We start from the raw sequence: 13,901 nt of genomic DNA on the forward strand, positions 1-13,901 counted from the left end.
AGCGCCATGACCATCGAGGCCAATGATCCTGTACTATCGATCGTGGGAAAACCGGCTTCGCTGCGCCCGGTCCTCGAATGGACCGCGCGGCGAGCCGAGCCTGTTGTCATCGGGCTTACGGCCATCCTCATCGGTCTTGCGATCTTCTCCCTCTTCATCCTGGCGGTCGGCAAGTCACCGGCCACCCTCTTCCAACTGATGTACACCGGCGGCTTCGCCAGCTGGTTTTCGGTGCAAAACAGTCTCAGCCGTGCCGCACCCCTTCTCCTGACGGCACTCTGCGTCGCCCTGCCCGCCCGTCTCGGCCTCGTCATCATCGGCGGGGAAGGAGCGGTCGTGCTGGGCGGCGTTGCTGCAGCAGCCATGGCTCTGCCGCTCGCCGGCACGGCGCCGGTCTTCCTCACCCTGGTTCTGATGGCGATGGCGGCCATGGTGGTCGGCGGCATCTGGATCGGCCTTGCCGGCTTCCTGCGCCACTACCGCGGCGTCAACGAAACCATCTCGTCGCTGCTGCTCTCCTATATCGCCATTGCCCTGATGAACCAGTTCGTCGAAGGGCTGCTCCGCGATCCGGCAAGCCTCAACAAGCCATCGACCAGGCCGCTGCCGGCGGAATACATGCTCGGCAATATTCCCGGCATGGACGTGCATTGGGGTCTCGTCATCGGCATCCTCGCCTGCATTGTCTCCTGGATCGTGATCGAGGCGACGAGCTACGGTTTTGCCGCCCGCATTGCCGGCGGCAACGTGCGCGCCGCTCAGATCCAGGGGCTGCCGGTCGGCAAGCTGATCGCGGGCTTTACCGCACTTGCCGGCAGCTTTGCCGGTCTGGCGGGCATGATCGAAGTGGCCGCGGTGCAGGGAAGTGCCAATGCCTCGCTTGCGGCAGGTTACGGTTATACCGGCATCCTCGTCGCTTTCCTCGCCAGGCACAATCCGCTTGCAATCATTCCAGTGGCGATCCTGCTCGGCGGCATCGACGCCTCGGGCGGCCTCATCCAGCGGCGCATGGGCCTGCCGGATGCGACCGTTCTGGTGCTGCAGGGAACACTCTTCATCGTCATTCTTTTCTGCGAGACCTTCTACGGCCGCTTCAAGATCTTCAATCCCGATCTCTGGAAAAGGACCCTCTGATGGAAGAGACAGGCATCGGCATCTGGGGCGTGCCGCTGGCGATCTTTGCAGGCGCCATCCGCGTTTCCACCCCGTTCATCTTCGTCAGCCTCGGCGAGACGATCACCGAACGTTCCGGCCGCATCAATCTCGGCCTGGAAGGCACGCTGGTTTTCGGCGCCATGACGGCCTATGCGGTGGCCGTCATCACTGGCTCGCCGACCTTCGGCGTGCTGGCCGCGATGATGGCAGGCGCGATCTTCGGCCTCATCCACGGCTGGATCTGCAAATTCCCCAAGGTCAATGACATCGCCATCGGCATCGCCATGATGCAATTCGGTCTCGGCATGGCGTTCTTCCTCGGCAAATCCTTCATCCAGCCGGTGGCGCCGAAACTGCCCTCGATCGCGCTCGGAGGCTGGTCGAACATGCCGCAGGTACAGGCGGCACTCAATATCAACGTGCTGTTCTTCATCGGCGCAGCACTTGCTCTCTTCCTGTTCTGGGCCTTCAAGAACATGCGCATCGGCCTTATCCTGCGGGTCGTCGGCGACAGCACCGACGCGGCCCGGGCCATGGGCATCGACCCGGACCGGGTTCGCCTGCTGGCGACGGCCGCGGGCGGCTCGCTGGCGGCAATCGGCGGCGCCTATCTCTCGCTCTATTATCCGGGCTCATGGAACGAAGGCATCTCGTCGGGTCAGGGCCTGATGGCCGTGGCCCTCGTCATCTTCGCGCGCTGGAACCCGATCGGCTGCTTCCTCGCCGCCCTGCTGTTCGGCGGTGCCGGCGCGCTCGGCCCGGCGCTGCAATCGGTCGGTGTCACACAAGGCTACTACCTCTTCTACGCTGCCCCTTACGTGCTCACCCTGATCATCCTGGTTGCCACTTCCTCGCCCACTCGCTCGCTTGCCGGTGCGCCGGGCGCGCTGTCGCTTACGAAATAACGGAGCCCTGTGATGAACGGACTCGTGATGAACGGACTTGTGATGAACGGACTTGGCGGCCTCAACAAATCCGAACGCGGCGTCGGGCTCGTCCCGGAACTGCATGTCCTGCGGATTTGACAAGCCGACGCGCCCTTAGGCGAACCCTCAAGCCTGCTGCGGAATAGGAGAGAGAATGATGGACGCGATGGTCGAAACCAAAGGGCATTTTATCGACGCCGATCCGTATGCGTGGCCCTATAACGGCGCTCTGAGGCCTGATAACACCGCGCTCATCATCATCGACATGCAGACGGATTTCTGCGGCAAAGGCGGCTATGTCGACCATATGGGCTACGACCTGTCGCTGGTGCAGGCGCCGATCGAACCGATGAAGCGCGTGCTTGCCGCCATGCGGGCCAAGGGTTACCACATCATCCATACGCGCGAGGGCCATCGCCCCGACCTCGCCGATCTGCCGGCCAACAAACGCTGGCGCTCGCGGCGGATCGGCGCCGGGATAGGGGATCCCGGCCCCTGCGGCCGTATCCTGACGCGTGGCGAACCCGGCTGGGACATCATCCCCGAACTCTACCCGATCGAAGGCGAGACGATCATCGACAAGCCCGGCAAGGGTTCGTTCTGCGCCACCGATCTTGAGCTCATCCTCAACCAGAAGCGCATCGAGAACATCATCCTCGCGGGAATCACCACCGATGTCTGCGTCTCGACGACGATGCGCGAAGCGAACGACCGTGGCTACGAATGCCTGCTGCTGGAGGACTGCTGTGGGGCGACCGATTATGGAAACCACCTCGCCGCAATCAAGATGGTGAAGATGCAGGGCGGCGTCTTCGGCTCGGTTACCAATTCCGAAACCTTTGTGAGCCAGCTGCCATGAGCACCGTTCGCGACACGCCCCTTCCCAAGGCCGGCAAGGCGATCGGTATCGATACGCTCGGCATGACCATGCGCTTCGGCAGCTTTACCGCGCTCGACAACGTCTCGATCGCCGTTCCGGCCGGCTCTTTTCACGCGCTTCTCGGTGAAAACGGCGCCGGCAAGTCGACGCTGGTCAAATGCGTCATGGGCTTCTATCACGCCACGTCAGGCTCGCTGTCGGTCGACGGCCGCGAGGTGGCGATCGGCTCACCTAAGGATGCCGCGACCTACGGGCTCGGCATGGTCTACCAGCATTTCACACTGGTACCCTCTCTGACCGGCGCGGAAAACCTGGTCATCAGCCGTGCCGAAGTACCCGCGGTGATCAACTGGGCCGGGGAGCGCAAGGATCTGGCGGCCTTCATGGAACGCATGCCGTTCAAGATCCCGCTGGACAGGCCGGTCAGTCAGCTTGCCGCCGGCGAAAAGCAAAAGCTCGAAATCGTCAAGCAGCTTTATCTCGGCCGCTCCTTCCTCGTTCTCGATGAGCCGACCTCGGTGCTGACGCCGGCGGAGGCAGACGAGATGCTCGGCATCGTGCGCGGGATGACCGAGCGCGGCGAACTCACCGTGCTGATGATTTCTCACAAATTCCACGAAGTGACGAAATTCGCCGATGCCGTCTCGATCCTGCGGCGCGGCAAACTGGTCGGCACCGGCAAGGTCGGCGAACTCTCCACATCGGATATGGCGGCGATGATGATCGGCGACGTCAAGCTCGCCGAACTCGACAGCCGCCTGCCGGTGGCGGAAGTGGCAAGACCGGTGCTGTCGGTAAACCGGGTGACAGCGCCGGATCGTTCCGGCCTGAAAACGATCGAAATCGACGAGCTCACGGTGCGCTCCGGCGAGATCGTCGGCATCGCCGGCATATCGGGCAACGGCCAGAAGGAGCTGACGGAAATTCTCTCCGGACAGCGCCCGACGAATACCGGCCGGGTCATGGTCAATGGCCAGGCTTACCGCGCCACCCGCGGCGAGACCCGCAAGAACAAGGTGCGTTTCATCCCCGAGGAGCCGCTGCAGAATGCCTGCGCGCCGAAGATGACGGTGAGCGAGAACCTTGCGTTCCGCACCTTCGACTTGAAGCCGGACGGCAAGGACGCGATCTGGCTGAACAGGGGCAGCATGAAGAAGCGTGCGTCGGCGCTGATCTCCGACTTCAAGGTCAGGACCGCCTCTTCCTCCTCGCCGATCGCAGCGCTTTCAGGCGGCAACGTGCAGCGGGCGGTGCTCGCCCGCGAGCTGACGGGTGATGTCGATCTGCTCATCGTCTCCAACCCGTGTTTCGGCCTCGATTTCTCGGCCGTCGCCGAGATCCGCGCCCGCATCATGAAGGCGCGCAATTCAGGTGCTGCCGTGCTGCTGCTCTCCGAAGACCTCGACGAACTGCTCGAAATGTCCGATCGCATCATGGTTATTTCGGAAGGCAGGCTGGTTTACGAGACACCGGCGCGTTCGGCCGATATCGGCGTGATCGGCGCCCACATGGCGGGGCATCACTGATGGTCGGGATCAAGGCCGAACCTTTCGCCTTTCCGGTCAGGCACGATGAGCTCGCCCTTATCGTCATCGACATGCAGCGCGATTTTGCCGAGCCCGGCGGCTTCGGCGCCAGCCTTGGCAACGATGTCAGCCGCATCACCAGGATCGTGCCGGATGTCAAACGGCTCATCCAGGGCTTCCGCAATGCCGGCCTGCCTGTGATCCATACGATGGAGTGCCACCGGCCTGATCTGTCCGACCTGCCGCCGGCCAAACGCGACCGCGGCAATCCTTCGCTCAGGATCGGCGACGAAGGCCCGATGGGCCGCATCCTGATCTCAGGCGAACCCGGCACGGCAATTCTTGCGGAACTTGCTCCTGTGAAAGGGGAAATCATCATCGAAAAACCCGGCAAGGGCGCCTTCTACGCTACCGAGCTTGGCGCCGTGTTGCGGCAGAAGGGCATCAGCCAGCTCGTCTTTTCCGGCGTCACCACCGAAGTCTGCGTGCAGACGACGATGCGAGAAGCAAACGACCGCGGCTATGAATGCCTGCTCGCCGAGGAGGCGACGGAAAGCTATTTCCCTGAATTCAAAGCCGCCGCCATCGCCATGATCCGCGCCCAGGGCGCTATCGTCGGCTGGACCGCCCATGTCGACGACATTCTGGAAAGCATTGCCAATGCCTGAAACGACCCGCGAACTGCTGACGTCAGGCGGCTGGAAGGAATTGGAATTCGGCCCTTTCCGCGAAAATGTCACCATTCACTGGATCCGCCCCTTCGAGGGCGATCAGCCGGGCGTGGCGCTGTTGAAATATAAGCCCGGCGCCTCCGTTCCCCGCCATCGCCACGAGGGGCTAGAGACCATCCTGGTGCTCGATGGTATTCAATCCGACGAGACGGGCGACTACATCAGCGGCAGTTATATCGTCAATTCACCCGGCAGCGAGCATTCGGTCTGGAGCGATACCGGCTGTGTCGTGCTCATCCAGTGGGACCGGCCGGTGAAGATACTCGAAGACGAAATCGAATAATGCCGTTCCTCACCTTCGAGAGTGCCTCGCGGTTTTAACTCGGCGCTGTCGCGAGTTGCTCTGCAGACGTGCTGGCGATCAGCATGACGATCTTCAATCCGGCTATGCCGCGCAAATCTTCGCCGTTGCGCCGTTTCGCGTGTCCTCCGCGGCTCCGATCGCCATTCCGGCGCGCCGTCCCTCATAGAAGGCATAGGGAGCCTGCCTTGGAGCCACACCATCGCCGATCTCGACGAAGGGGATAGCGAGTTCGGTCAGCTCCAAGGCGAGCCAGTTCGCGGCAACATTGGTGGTGGAGAAGACGAGGCTGTCGGCGCCGACCGTCTCGCGCTTTCCGGTCAGGTGGGAGACGAGGATTGCGGCATTGCCTTGCCAGCTCGCTATGCTGGTCTCCGTTCGGAATTGAACGCCGAGCATGCTGAGCGTCCGGCGCAGGGGAACGTCGGCGGAGGTGCGTTGCAGTTCCTTTCCGATGAGTGCGTCGGGTGTGACGAGCACGACTTCGTGCCCCTGCTCGGCGAGCTTCCAGGCCGTGCCGCAGCCTTTCCAGCCGCCGGTTTCGTCCACCACGACAACACGTTTGCCGAGCCTTGCCTGGCGGGCCATGACGCTTTCTGCAGAGAAGACATTTCCTTGCTCGATCCCGGCGAGCGACGGCCGGTCGGGCATAGCCTTCTGAAAGCCCGTTTCCTGCGGCAGTGATCCGGTCGCCACGATCACCACGTCGGCGCCGATCTCGGCGACGTCGCTTCCCTCGATATAGGTATTGAAACGAACCTCGACGCCGAGTTTTTCGAAGCGGGTTTCGTACCAGCGAATGAGGTCGAGTATCTGCGCGCGCCGGGGCTGCTCGCCGGCAAGGCGGAAAGCGCCGCCCAGCCGATCCGAGGCTTCCGCAAGAATAACCCGATGGCCTCGTTCGGCGGCCACGCGTGCCGCTTCCAAGCCGGCCGGCCCTCCCCCGACGACCAGCACGAGCTGAGGATTGTCGACAGGTTCGAACCGGTCGCCGCCCCATTCCGCCTCGCGCCCGACGGAAGGGTTGATCAGACAGCTGATCCAGTAGTCGCGCGACCGGCGGCCCCAGCACATCTGGTTGCAGGACAGACAGCCGCGGATATCTTCGGGCGTTCCCAAGCGCGCCTTGTTGGCAAGATGCGGGTCGGCGATCTGGCCGCGGACGATCGAGACTAGGTCCGCCGCCCCCTCCCCGAGCGTGATTTCCGCATTTTCGGGTGTTCGAATATGGCTTTCCGCCGTGACCAGCGCATGCCTCACCACCTGCTTCAGGCGTGCCGACAGCTCGACACCCAATCGCTCGGGATAAAGAAAGGTCGGCATCAGGCTGCCATAGTCGAAATATCCGCCCGAGCCGCAGGTCACGTAATCGATCAGCCTCTCTTCATCGAGGCCGGCAACGATTTCCGTCAACTGGTCGCGATTCAAGGCGGTCGGACAGCCCGGCTCGTCGCTGACGGTCAGCCCGATGATGAAATCAGGACCGCAGGCGTGCCGGATGCGGCTGAGGATTTCCCTGGAGAATCTCGTTCTGTTTTCGAGACTTCCACCCCAGCGATCCTCGCGGCGGTTATAGAAGGGTGTCCAGAACTGATCGAGAAGACCGCCATAGGCGGCCCAGACCTCGACGCCGTCAAAACCTGCCGCCCGACAGCGCAGCGCCGCCTTGACGAAGGCGTCGATGGTTTCCTCGATCTCGTCTTCCGTCATCGCATGCGAGCCGTCACTGTCATGATAGCTCGGTCCTCCCGAAGGCGACCAATGCGGATGAAAGGAAAGATCGGAGTCTCCGTGGCTTCCGACATGATAGAGCTGCTGAACGATGACGGCCCCATGCTGCTTGACGCTGTCGGTCAGCCTCTTGAACGCCGGGATGACGGAGTCGTCCGATGTGCGGAAGTTGCCGCGCGTCAGCACGGTGGCCGGATGGACCGGCATCGGCTCGACGACGATCATCGCTGCCCCGCCGATTGCCCGTTCGACATAATAGGCCGTGGTCTGATCGCCCGGCAGCCCATTCACCGACATATTTGCCGTATGGGCGCCGAACACGATCCTGTTGCGCAGCCTATGGCCAGCAAGCGTGATCTCGGAGAAGGTCTTCGGAAAGGAGGTCGTCATCTTGGATCCTGGCGGGTTTCACAGTCTGCCGAGCGGATGCGCGGGCCTCGACGGCCCGCGCGTTTATCGTTCAGAGGGCGGCGGTGATTTTCTCCGCCACATCGGCGCTCAGCCACGACTTCCAGACCTCCGGATGCTCCTTGAAAAAGTGCACAGCGCCGTCGTCGCCGCCCGCCTGGGTATCGGTCATCCACGACATGACCGAACTGACGGTCTGATTGTCCCATGACCTCTTGCGGAGATAGTCTATCACGCCGGCATTTCCGCCTTCCGCCAGTTTCTGCGAGACCAGCGTCACGACATGGTCCTTCGGCCACTCGTTCTTCTTCGGATCGGGACAATCGGCAACGGTGTTGCAGCGCTTCCACTCCGCCGCATCATTGGGGACGCCGGCATCGAGACGCACCATGGAATATTTCCCAAGAAGGGCGGTCGGCGACCAGTAATAGCCCATCCAGCCCTCCTTGTGCTCATAGGCCCGCGCCATGGCGCCGTCGAGACCGGCCTGGGTTCCGGGATCGACGAGGTCGAAGCCCTTGGCCTCGCCGCCATGGGCCTTGAAAAGCTGGGCAGTGACGACCGAGCCGCCCGAACCCGTCGGGCCGTTGAAGACCGCTCCTTTCGCCGTATTCTCGGGCGCCGGGAAAAGCTCCGGATGCGCGAAGGCATCATCGACCGTCTTGATCTCGGGGTGAGCGTCGACGATGAATTTCGGTATATACCAACCCTGGATGCCGCCGTCGGACAAGGCCGGTCCGATATTTACAATTCTGTGCTCGTCGACGCCGCGTTTGACGATCTCAGGGACGAGATCGACCCAGGCCTCGCCGGCAATGTCGGGCTGGCCTTTTTCCACCATCGAGGTGATCGTCGGCACGGTATCGCCGGGCACGAACTCCACCTGACAGCCGAAACCGTGCTCGAGGATGAATTTGTCGACGTGGGCGAGAAGTTCGCCGCTTTGCCAGTTCATGTTGGCGACGGTGACGGTGCCGCAAGCGGCGTTGGCATTGGATGCGATGCCGGCGATCAACGCGACCGTCGAAATTGCGAGAAGATTCTTCATTATGTTCCCCTTTTGCGCTTTGGCATGTCTGCTTGGCGGGAGGGAATGGCGGTTTTCCGAGTCTCGGACCGCGCCTCCCAACGCAAATCGATGGTATTTGTCTTGGTTGCCGCGGTATTGTACGTTTAGGACAATTTCCATGGTCCGGAGGACCTTCGTTTGCAGCGCGACTACTCCCAGCTGGGGCCGAGCAAACCGCCGCCCGAGATCACCTCTCCGCTCAGAGTGGGGATCGTCGCGACACCGAATTTCACGCTGATGCCGCTTGCCTGCTTCACGGATTTTCTTCGGCTTGCAGGCGACGAAGGTGATTTCAGCCGGCGGATCTATTGTGACTGGGAGCTGCTGTCGCACAATCTCGATCCGATACGGTCGAGCTGCGGCCTGGAACTGACACCCGGCAGGACATACGGAAATCCCAGCGATTACGACTTCATCGTCGTGCACGGAGGCATACTCCATGCCGACCACAGGATCCCGCCGGAACTCTACGACTTCGTCACTGCGGCCGTTCGCAACGGCGTGCCGGTGGCCGGCAATTGTTCGGGAAGTTTCGTGCTGGCCGAGGCGGGCCTGCTCGCCGGGAAGAAATGCGCCGTCCATTTCACGCTGGCGGGGCTACTTCGCCAGACTTTTCCGGATATCACTCCCGTGACCGACCGGCCGGTCGTGGTCGACGGGAACGTCATCACCTGTCCCGGCGGATTGGCGTCGATCAAGCTTGCAATGTATCTGGTCTCGAATGCCTGCGGGGAATCCCGTGCCCACAAGGCGTTCCACTATCTCCTCGGCGATCACGGCTTCGACAGGCAAGGCGCGATCGAAGAGCCCGATCTCGGCATGAAGTGCGGGGATCGCCGCGTGGCGAATGCGATCGGGCTGATGCGGCAGAAGATGTACGAACTCTGTTCGCTCGCCGACATTGCGGCGAGTGTGGGTACATCGGAACGGGAGCTTTCCCGGCTTTTCCAAAAACATCTGCAGGTCGCTCCCGGCGAATATTGGCGCCAGATGCGCCTGAAAGCCGCAAAGTGGATGGTGCTCAACAGCGATCGGTCGATCGCCCAGATCGCCTATGAATGCGGCTTTACCGATTGCGCCCATCTGGTGAACTGGTTCAGACGCACCTATCACGTCACGCCTGCAAAACTCCGCAGATCGCATCGCGAATTGGGAGTGCGCTGACGGGAGCTGTTTCAGCCAACATCCCGCAAAAATTCCTCGGTCTCCATCAATTCTAGCTGGACGGAAAACCGATCGTGCAGAAGCTCCAGCGACGCGTCATAGGTGTCATCGGCGCTGCTGCAGACGGCGTCCTTCAGCACGATCACACGATAGCCGAGATCGATGGCGCCAAGTGTCGTTGCAAGCACACAGACATCGGTTTCACCGCCCGTAATCACAAGCGTATCGACCCGCTCCGATTGAAGGATCGGATGAAGGCGGCCGTCGATCCAGGGGGAATAGGTACGTTTGTCGAAGTGCCTTGCCGGCGGAACCAGTGACGCCAGCGATGCGGCCAGATCGACGAGGTCGCGCGGAAGATGCTCGCCGGTCATCATCCACCATTTCCGGTAATATTCCCGCCATTTCCCCGGCATCTCGTCCGCTTGATCGGGCGGCAGGAAGCGGGTAAAAATCGTTCGGGAGGGGTGCCGTCCGGCGAGTTCCTCGATCTGCGGCGAGACTCGCGCCATCCAGGGCACATGCCACGGCGTGTCTTCGGCAAACATCCGCTGCATGTCGACGCAAAGGTGCCGCCACTCGCCGATCTCGCCCATCACATCCTCCGTTCTCCGGCGTCAACCTCCGCCTGCGGCGAAAGTTCCGGTAGCTGGCGGAAGTTCCGAAGCTTTTCAGGCGACCGCGTCTGGAGCGATCGTCAGCGATCCGGCGGCGCTCTCAGGTTCCCGGAAACAGTCGAGTTCGCGCAGAGGAACCGGTTTGGAGAAGAAATAGCCCTGGAGGTCGGTGCAGCCGAGGGCGGCCAGAAAGTCGCGTTGATATTCTGTTTCAACCCCTTCCGCCGTCGTCGAGATGCCGAGGTTGCGGCTGAGCGCGACGATGGCGCCGATGATCGCTGCCCCATTTGCCTTTGTGCCAAGCAGCGAGACGAATGATCGATCGATCTTGATGCGGTCGATGTCGAAGCGCATCAGGTGGCTAAGGCATGAAAAGCCGGTTCCGAAATCATCCAGCGAAATCTGAATACCCCGGCTGCGCAGCGACTTCAGCACCGAATAGACGTCGGAATTATCCTCGATCAGCGAAGATTCGGTGAGCTCCAGCTCAAGCCGCGACGGCGGCAGCCCGCTCTCTTCAAGCACGGCGAAAACTTCCTCGGCAAAATTCGGCCGCCGCAACTGGGCGGGCGACACATTAACGGCAACAAACGTATCGTCAGGCCATTTGCAGGCGGCTCGGCAGGCTTCGCGCAACACCCAGAAACCGAGAGCGTCGATGAGGCCGCCCTCCTCGGCGACAGGGATGAAGCTGGCGGGCGTCAACAACCCGCGCTGGCTGTGACGCCAGCGCACCAGGGCCTCTGCGCCCGAGGCAGAATATCCGCCCTCGGCGCGGTGCACCGTCTGGTAATAGACCTCGAGCGAACCGAAGTCCGGCCTGTTTGCAATGGCATCCGAGCGTGGACCGGCGGATGAGGCCGTGCCTTTGGCCAGAACTTCGCGCAATTCGTTCTTGAGAATGTCGCGCGCGTTTCTGCCGCCGTCCATGGACGGCGAATAGACCCGCCATTGACCTCTCCCGCCCATCTTTGCTTCGTAGAGGGCGACGTCGGCATAGCGCATGATGTCGTCGGCATTCCGGCCGGCATCCGGCACGACGGTGACGCCGATCGAGCCGCCGACGCGGGCGACCGCCTCGCCGCGCAAAAGCGGGAAGGGCTTGCCAAGTTCGGCAACGATCGCCTCGCAGATTGCCGGCAAAACTTGATCATAATCTTTGATGTCCCGGAGAAGCAGCGCAAATTCGTCGCCTCCGAGCCGGGCAAGCGTGTCGCCTGGACGCAGTATGGAGCGGATTCGCTCCGCAGCCATCCTGATGAGTTCATCGCCGGCTGCATGGCCGAACGTGTCATTCACGGCTTTAAAGCGGTCGAGGTCGAGAAGCGCAACGGCCGAGCGCTCGGTCGAATTCCGGGTCTCGGCCAGGCACGCGTCGAACCGCATCGCAAACAATGCCCGATTGGGAAGGTCCGTCAGCACATCATGCAAGGCAAGCTGGCGGGCATGCAGCTCGCTTTTCTTCAATTCGCCGAGACTGCTTCGCAGGCGCACAAGCAGCACCGAAAACAGGACCGCGATCACCAGGGCTGCGATCGAAAGCGCCGGCATCAAACGGCCGATGACCCTCGAACCCGGAAGATCGGGCCGCCAGACGATGAAGCCGATCGGTTCGCCGTTTGCCGTCGCGTCGATCTGAAACGCGACCTCGTTCTCGTCGGCGTCGGCGGTGCGCGCGAAGCGCGCGCCGTTGAGCCCCTGTTGCCGGCTCAATTCGTCGAGCGCCGCACCATCGATAAACCGAACGACAATCAGGAACTGCCGCATCGGCTGCTGCCGACCCCGATCGGCGTCGTTGATGGCGACGACGCCGACGATCGTCGGGCGGCCTTCCAGCCGCATCAGATTGGCCAACGCACGGTTGGAGCCGGCGGCACTCGCAAGGCGGCTTTCCATCGAGGCCGGCGTTCGTTCGGACGCCGTCCCTTGTCTTACCCCCAGGCGGGCATCTTGAAGGAGAGGCAGAAACAGAGGTTTCATCCAGCGATAACGCTTTTCCGTCTGGGCGTCCGCCAGCATGAGCAGCTGGGCCTTCTCGTCGACAACAAAAGCCTGGTCGTAGCCGAAAGCGGACATTGCGGTCTGGCTGATCGCACTGCCGGCTGCTGCCGTCAGGACGGCGTCGAGACTGGAGGAGCCCCCGGTTGAACGGGCGGCAGGATAAACGCGGGTGAGATAACCGTTGCCGAACTGGCCGATAACATGTGCGACCTGATCGACCTGCTCCCGCAGCCGCGCATTCACCAGCTGGCGCTGGCGATCAAGGGCGGCGGCATCGCTTTCGGTTCCTGCCCACAGCGCCGATAAAACGACGAGACCAATCGCTCCAAGCCCGCTGACGGCGATCAGAAAGAGAATCCTTCCCGAGGCGATCCAGGATTGCTGAAACGTATTGGAGCTGGAAGGAACAACGATGTGCAAGCCTAAACCCCTGACACCACCACACGGGCGCATGCGTCGACGCTAACAAAGAAGCGTTCACGTAGAATTAAAAGCTAGGGCGCACTATGGGCGAGATCGATTACGCCCCAAGGAGCTCCCGACGATGCTGCGCATATCCCTTCAGACGATGTTGCGCGCAGCGCTGATGGCGGGCGGGCTGGGTATCTTCTTGGCCGCAGCCTTGCCATTACAGGCGGCCGCGCAAGATCAGATGCCGATGCGAATTGCCGTCGAAGGCGCATTTCCGCCCTTCAACTATCTCGATGCCAACAACAAGCTTCAGGGTTTCGACATCGATATCGCCAATGCGCTTTGCGAGGTCGGCAAGTTCGAATGCCAGTTCATCATCGAGAAATGGGACGATATCATCCCCAATCTCGTCGCCGATAAATACGATGCGATCATCTCGTCCATGTCGATGAGCCTCGAGCGGCGGCAAAAGGTTGCCTTCACGGAGAAATACTACAACAGCCCGTCGGTATTCATCGCCCGGAAAGATTCGCCGATCAGCGATGTCAGCCCCGCTGCCCTCAGCGGCAAAATCCTCGGGGTAACGTCGTCGACGGCGCAGGAATCCTACGCCAACCATCTTTATCCGGAGATGAAAAAGAAGGTCTTCCGGTCTTCGCCTGAATTGTACAAGGGATTGTCGGACGGCAGCGTCGATATCATCCTGGAGGACAAACTCGCCATTTACGACTGGATCGCCAATACGAAGGCTGGAACTTGCTGCGAGTTCAAAGGACCGGATCTGGTCGACGTCACATATTTCGGTGAAGGTGCCGGTATCGCGCTGCGCCTGGATGACAAAGAACGCCTTACGCGCTTGAACGAAGCGTTGAAGACCATCAAGGCGGACGGGACCTATGACATGATCAACGCAAAATATTTCCCATTCAGCATCGAGTAGTTTGCCGATAGATTCTTAGTCAGTGAGAGATTCAAAATGTT

12 protein-coding genes are annotated in these 13,901 nt (G+C 61.5%); 8 read left to right on the top strand and 4 right to left on the bottom strand.

The window, feature by feature from the left end; genetic code table 11:
- Window positions 1-6: 6 nt before the first annotated feature.
- The 6 genes from CO657_RS34090 to CO657_RS34115 all read left to right on the top strand — a co-directional run bounded on the left by CO657_RS34090 (window position 7) and on the right by CO657_RS34115 (window position 5,501).
- Complete coding sequence (locus tag CO657_RS34090; RefSeq protein ID WP_054183553.1) at window positions 7-1,134, top strand: ABC transporter permease; 1,128 nt, start codon at window positions 7-9, stop codon at window positions 1,132-1,134.
- Window positions 1,134-2,060, top strand: a complete 927-nt coding sequence (locus CO657_RS34095) for an ABC transporter permease (protein WP_054183554.1) — start codon at window positions 1,134-1,136, stop codon at window positions 2,058-2,060. Before CO657_RS34090 ends, CO657_RS34095 begins: the two co-directional genes overlap by 1 nt.
- A gap of 178 nt (window positions 2,061-2,238) precedes the next feature.
- Window positions 2,239-2,940, top strand: coding sequence for a biuret amidohydrolase (gene biuH / locus CO657_RS34100; protein WP_054183555.1), 702 nt, complete (start codon window positions 2,239-2,241; stop codon window positions 2,938-2,940).
- A complete protein-coding gene (locus CO657_RS34105; RefSeq protein ID WP_054183556.1) occupies window positions 2,937-4,487 on the top strand; it encodes an ABC transporter ATP-binding protein in 1,551 nt (516 codons plus the stop codon). The genes biuH and CO657_RS34105 overlap by 4 nt, the downstream gene beginning before the upstream one ends.
- The gene (locus CO657_RS34110; RefSeq protein WP_054183557.1) at window positions 4,487-5,155 is read left to right on the top strand and encodes a cysteine hydrolase family protein; all 669 of its coding nucleotides are present in this window, start codon (window positions 4,487-4,489) and stop codon (window positions 5,153-5,155) included. The genes CO657_RS34105 and CO657_RS34110 overlap by 1 nt, the downstream gene beginning before the upstream one ends.
- Complete coding sequence (locus CO657_RS34115; RefSeq protein WP_054183558.1) at window positions 5,148-5,501, top strand: cupin domain-containing protein; 354 nt, start codon at window positions 5,148-5,150, stop codon at window positions 5,499-5,501. Before CO657_RS34110 ends, CO657_RS34115 begins: the two co-directional genes overlap by 8 nt.
- 102 nt (window positions 5,502-5,603) lie before the next feature.
- On the opposite strand, the gene CO657_RS34120 is transcribed toward CO657_RS34115, so the two are convergent.
- Together CO657_RS34120 and CO657_RS34125 are read right to left on the bottom strand one after the other, a co-directional pair.
- The gene (locus CO657_RS34120; RefSeq protein ID WP_054183559.1) at window positions 5,604-7,640 is read right to left on the bottom strand and encodes an oxidoreductase; all 2,037 of its coding nucleotides are present in this window, start codon (window positions 7,638-7,640) and stop codon (window positions 5,604-5,606) included.
- A 70-nt stretch (window positions 7,641-7,710) separates the two neighbouring features.
- Window positions 7,711-8,706, bottom strand: coding sequence for a glycine betaine ABC transporter substrate-binding protein (locus tag CO657_RS34125; RefSeq protein WP_054183560.1), 996 nt, complete (start codon window positions 8,704-8,706; stop codon window positions 7,711-7,713).
- 159 nt (window positions 8,707-8,865) lie between these two features.
- Between CO657_RS34125 and CO657_RS34130 the strand changes: the two genes are divergently transcribed.
- Entirely contained in the window at window positions 8,866-9,891 is a 1,026-nt protein-coding gene (locus CO657_RS34130; protein ID WP_054183561.1) for a GlxA family transcriptional regulator, read from the top strand.
- Between the two features lie 11 nt (window positions 9,892-9,902).
- Here CO657_RS34130 and CO657_RS34135 read toward each other — a convergent pair whose 3' ends face one another.
- Together CO657_RS34135 and CO657_RS34140 are read right to left on the bottom strand one after the other, a co-directional pair.
- The gene (locus CO657_RS34135) at window positions 9,903-10,487 is read right to left on the bottom strand and encodes a cysteine hydrolase family protein (protein ID WP_054183562.1); all 585 of its coding nucleotides are present in this window, start codon (window positions 10,485-10,487) and stop codon (window positions 9,903-9,905) included.
- A gap of 75 nt (window positions 10,488-10,562) precedes the next feature.
- Window positions 10,563-12,962 carry a putative bifunctional diguanylate cyclase/phosphodiesterase gene (locus CO657_RS34140; RefSeq protein WP_197283894.1) on the bottom strand — a complete coding sequence of 800 codons (2,400 nt, stop codon included), beginning with the start codon at window positions 12,960-12,962 and terminating at the stop codon, window positions 10,563-10,565.
- Window positions 12,963-13,053: 91 nt separating this feature from the next.
- Between CO657_RS34140 and CO657_RS34145 the strand changes: the two genes are divergently transcribed.
- Window positions 13,054-13,860 (top strand): ABC transporter substrate-binding protein, encoded by an 807-nt coding sequence (locus CO657_RS34145; protein ID WP_054183564.1) that lies wholly within the window; start codon window positions 13,054-13,056, stop codon window positions 13,858-13,860.
- The last annotated feature ends 41 nt before the right edge of the window (window positions 13,861-13,901 follow it).

It is taken from the genome of Rhizobium acidisoli (assembly GCF_002531755.2).
Classification (GTDB): domain Bacteria; phylum Pseudomonadota; class Alphaproteobacteria; order Rhizobiales; family Rhizobiaceae; genus Rhizobium; species Rhizobium acidisoli.

Excerpts from the sequence above, each read along its gene's own strand:
- CO657_RS34105 (WP_054183556.1), top strand. The coding sequence starts at position 2,937 with ATGAGCACCGTTCGCGACACGCCCCTTCCCAAGGCCGGCAAGGCGATC.
- CO657_RS34120 (WP_054183559.1), bottom strand. The coding sequence starts at position 7,640 with ATGACGACCTCCTTTCCGAAGACCTTCTCCGAGATCACGCTTGCTGGC.
- biuH (WP_054183555.1), top strand. The coding sequence starts at position 2,239 with ATGGACGCGATGGTCGAAACCAAAGGGCATTTTATCGACGCCGATCCG.
- CO657_RS34095 (WP_054183554.1), top strand. The coding sequence starts at position 1,134 with ATGGAAGAGACAGGCATCGGCATCTGGGGCGTGCCGCTGGCGATCTTT.
- CO657_RS34115 (WP_054183558.1), top strand. The coding sequence starts at position 5,148 with ATGCCTGAAACGACCCGCGAACTGCTGACGTCAGGCGGCTGGAAGGAA.
- CO657_RS34145 (WP_054183564.1), top strand. The coding sequence starts at position 13,054 with ATGCTGCGCATATCCCTTCAGACGATGTTGCGCGCAGCGCTGATGGCG.
- CO657_RS34135 (WP_054183562.1), bottom strand. The coding sequence starts at position 10,487 with ATGGGCGAGATCGGCGAGTGGCGGCACCTTTGCGTCGACATGCAGCGG.
- CO657_RS34110 (WP_054183557.1), top strand. The coding sequence starts at position 4,487 with ATGGTCGGGATCAAGGCCGAACCTTTCGCCTTTCCGGTCAGGCACGAT.
- CO657_RS34125 (WP_054183560.1), bottom strand. The coding sequence starts at position 8,706 with ATGAAGAATCTTCTCGCAATTTCGACGGTCGCGTTGATCGCCGGCATC.
- CO657_RS34140 (WP_197283894.1), bottom strand. The coding sequence starts at position 12,962 with ATGCGCCCGTGTGGTGGTGTCAGGGGTTTAGGCTTGCACATCGTTGTT.
- CO657_RS34090 (WP_054183553.1), top strand. The coding sequence starts at position 7 with ATGACCATCGAGGCCAATGATCCTGTACTATCGATCGTGGGAAAACCG.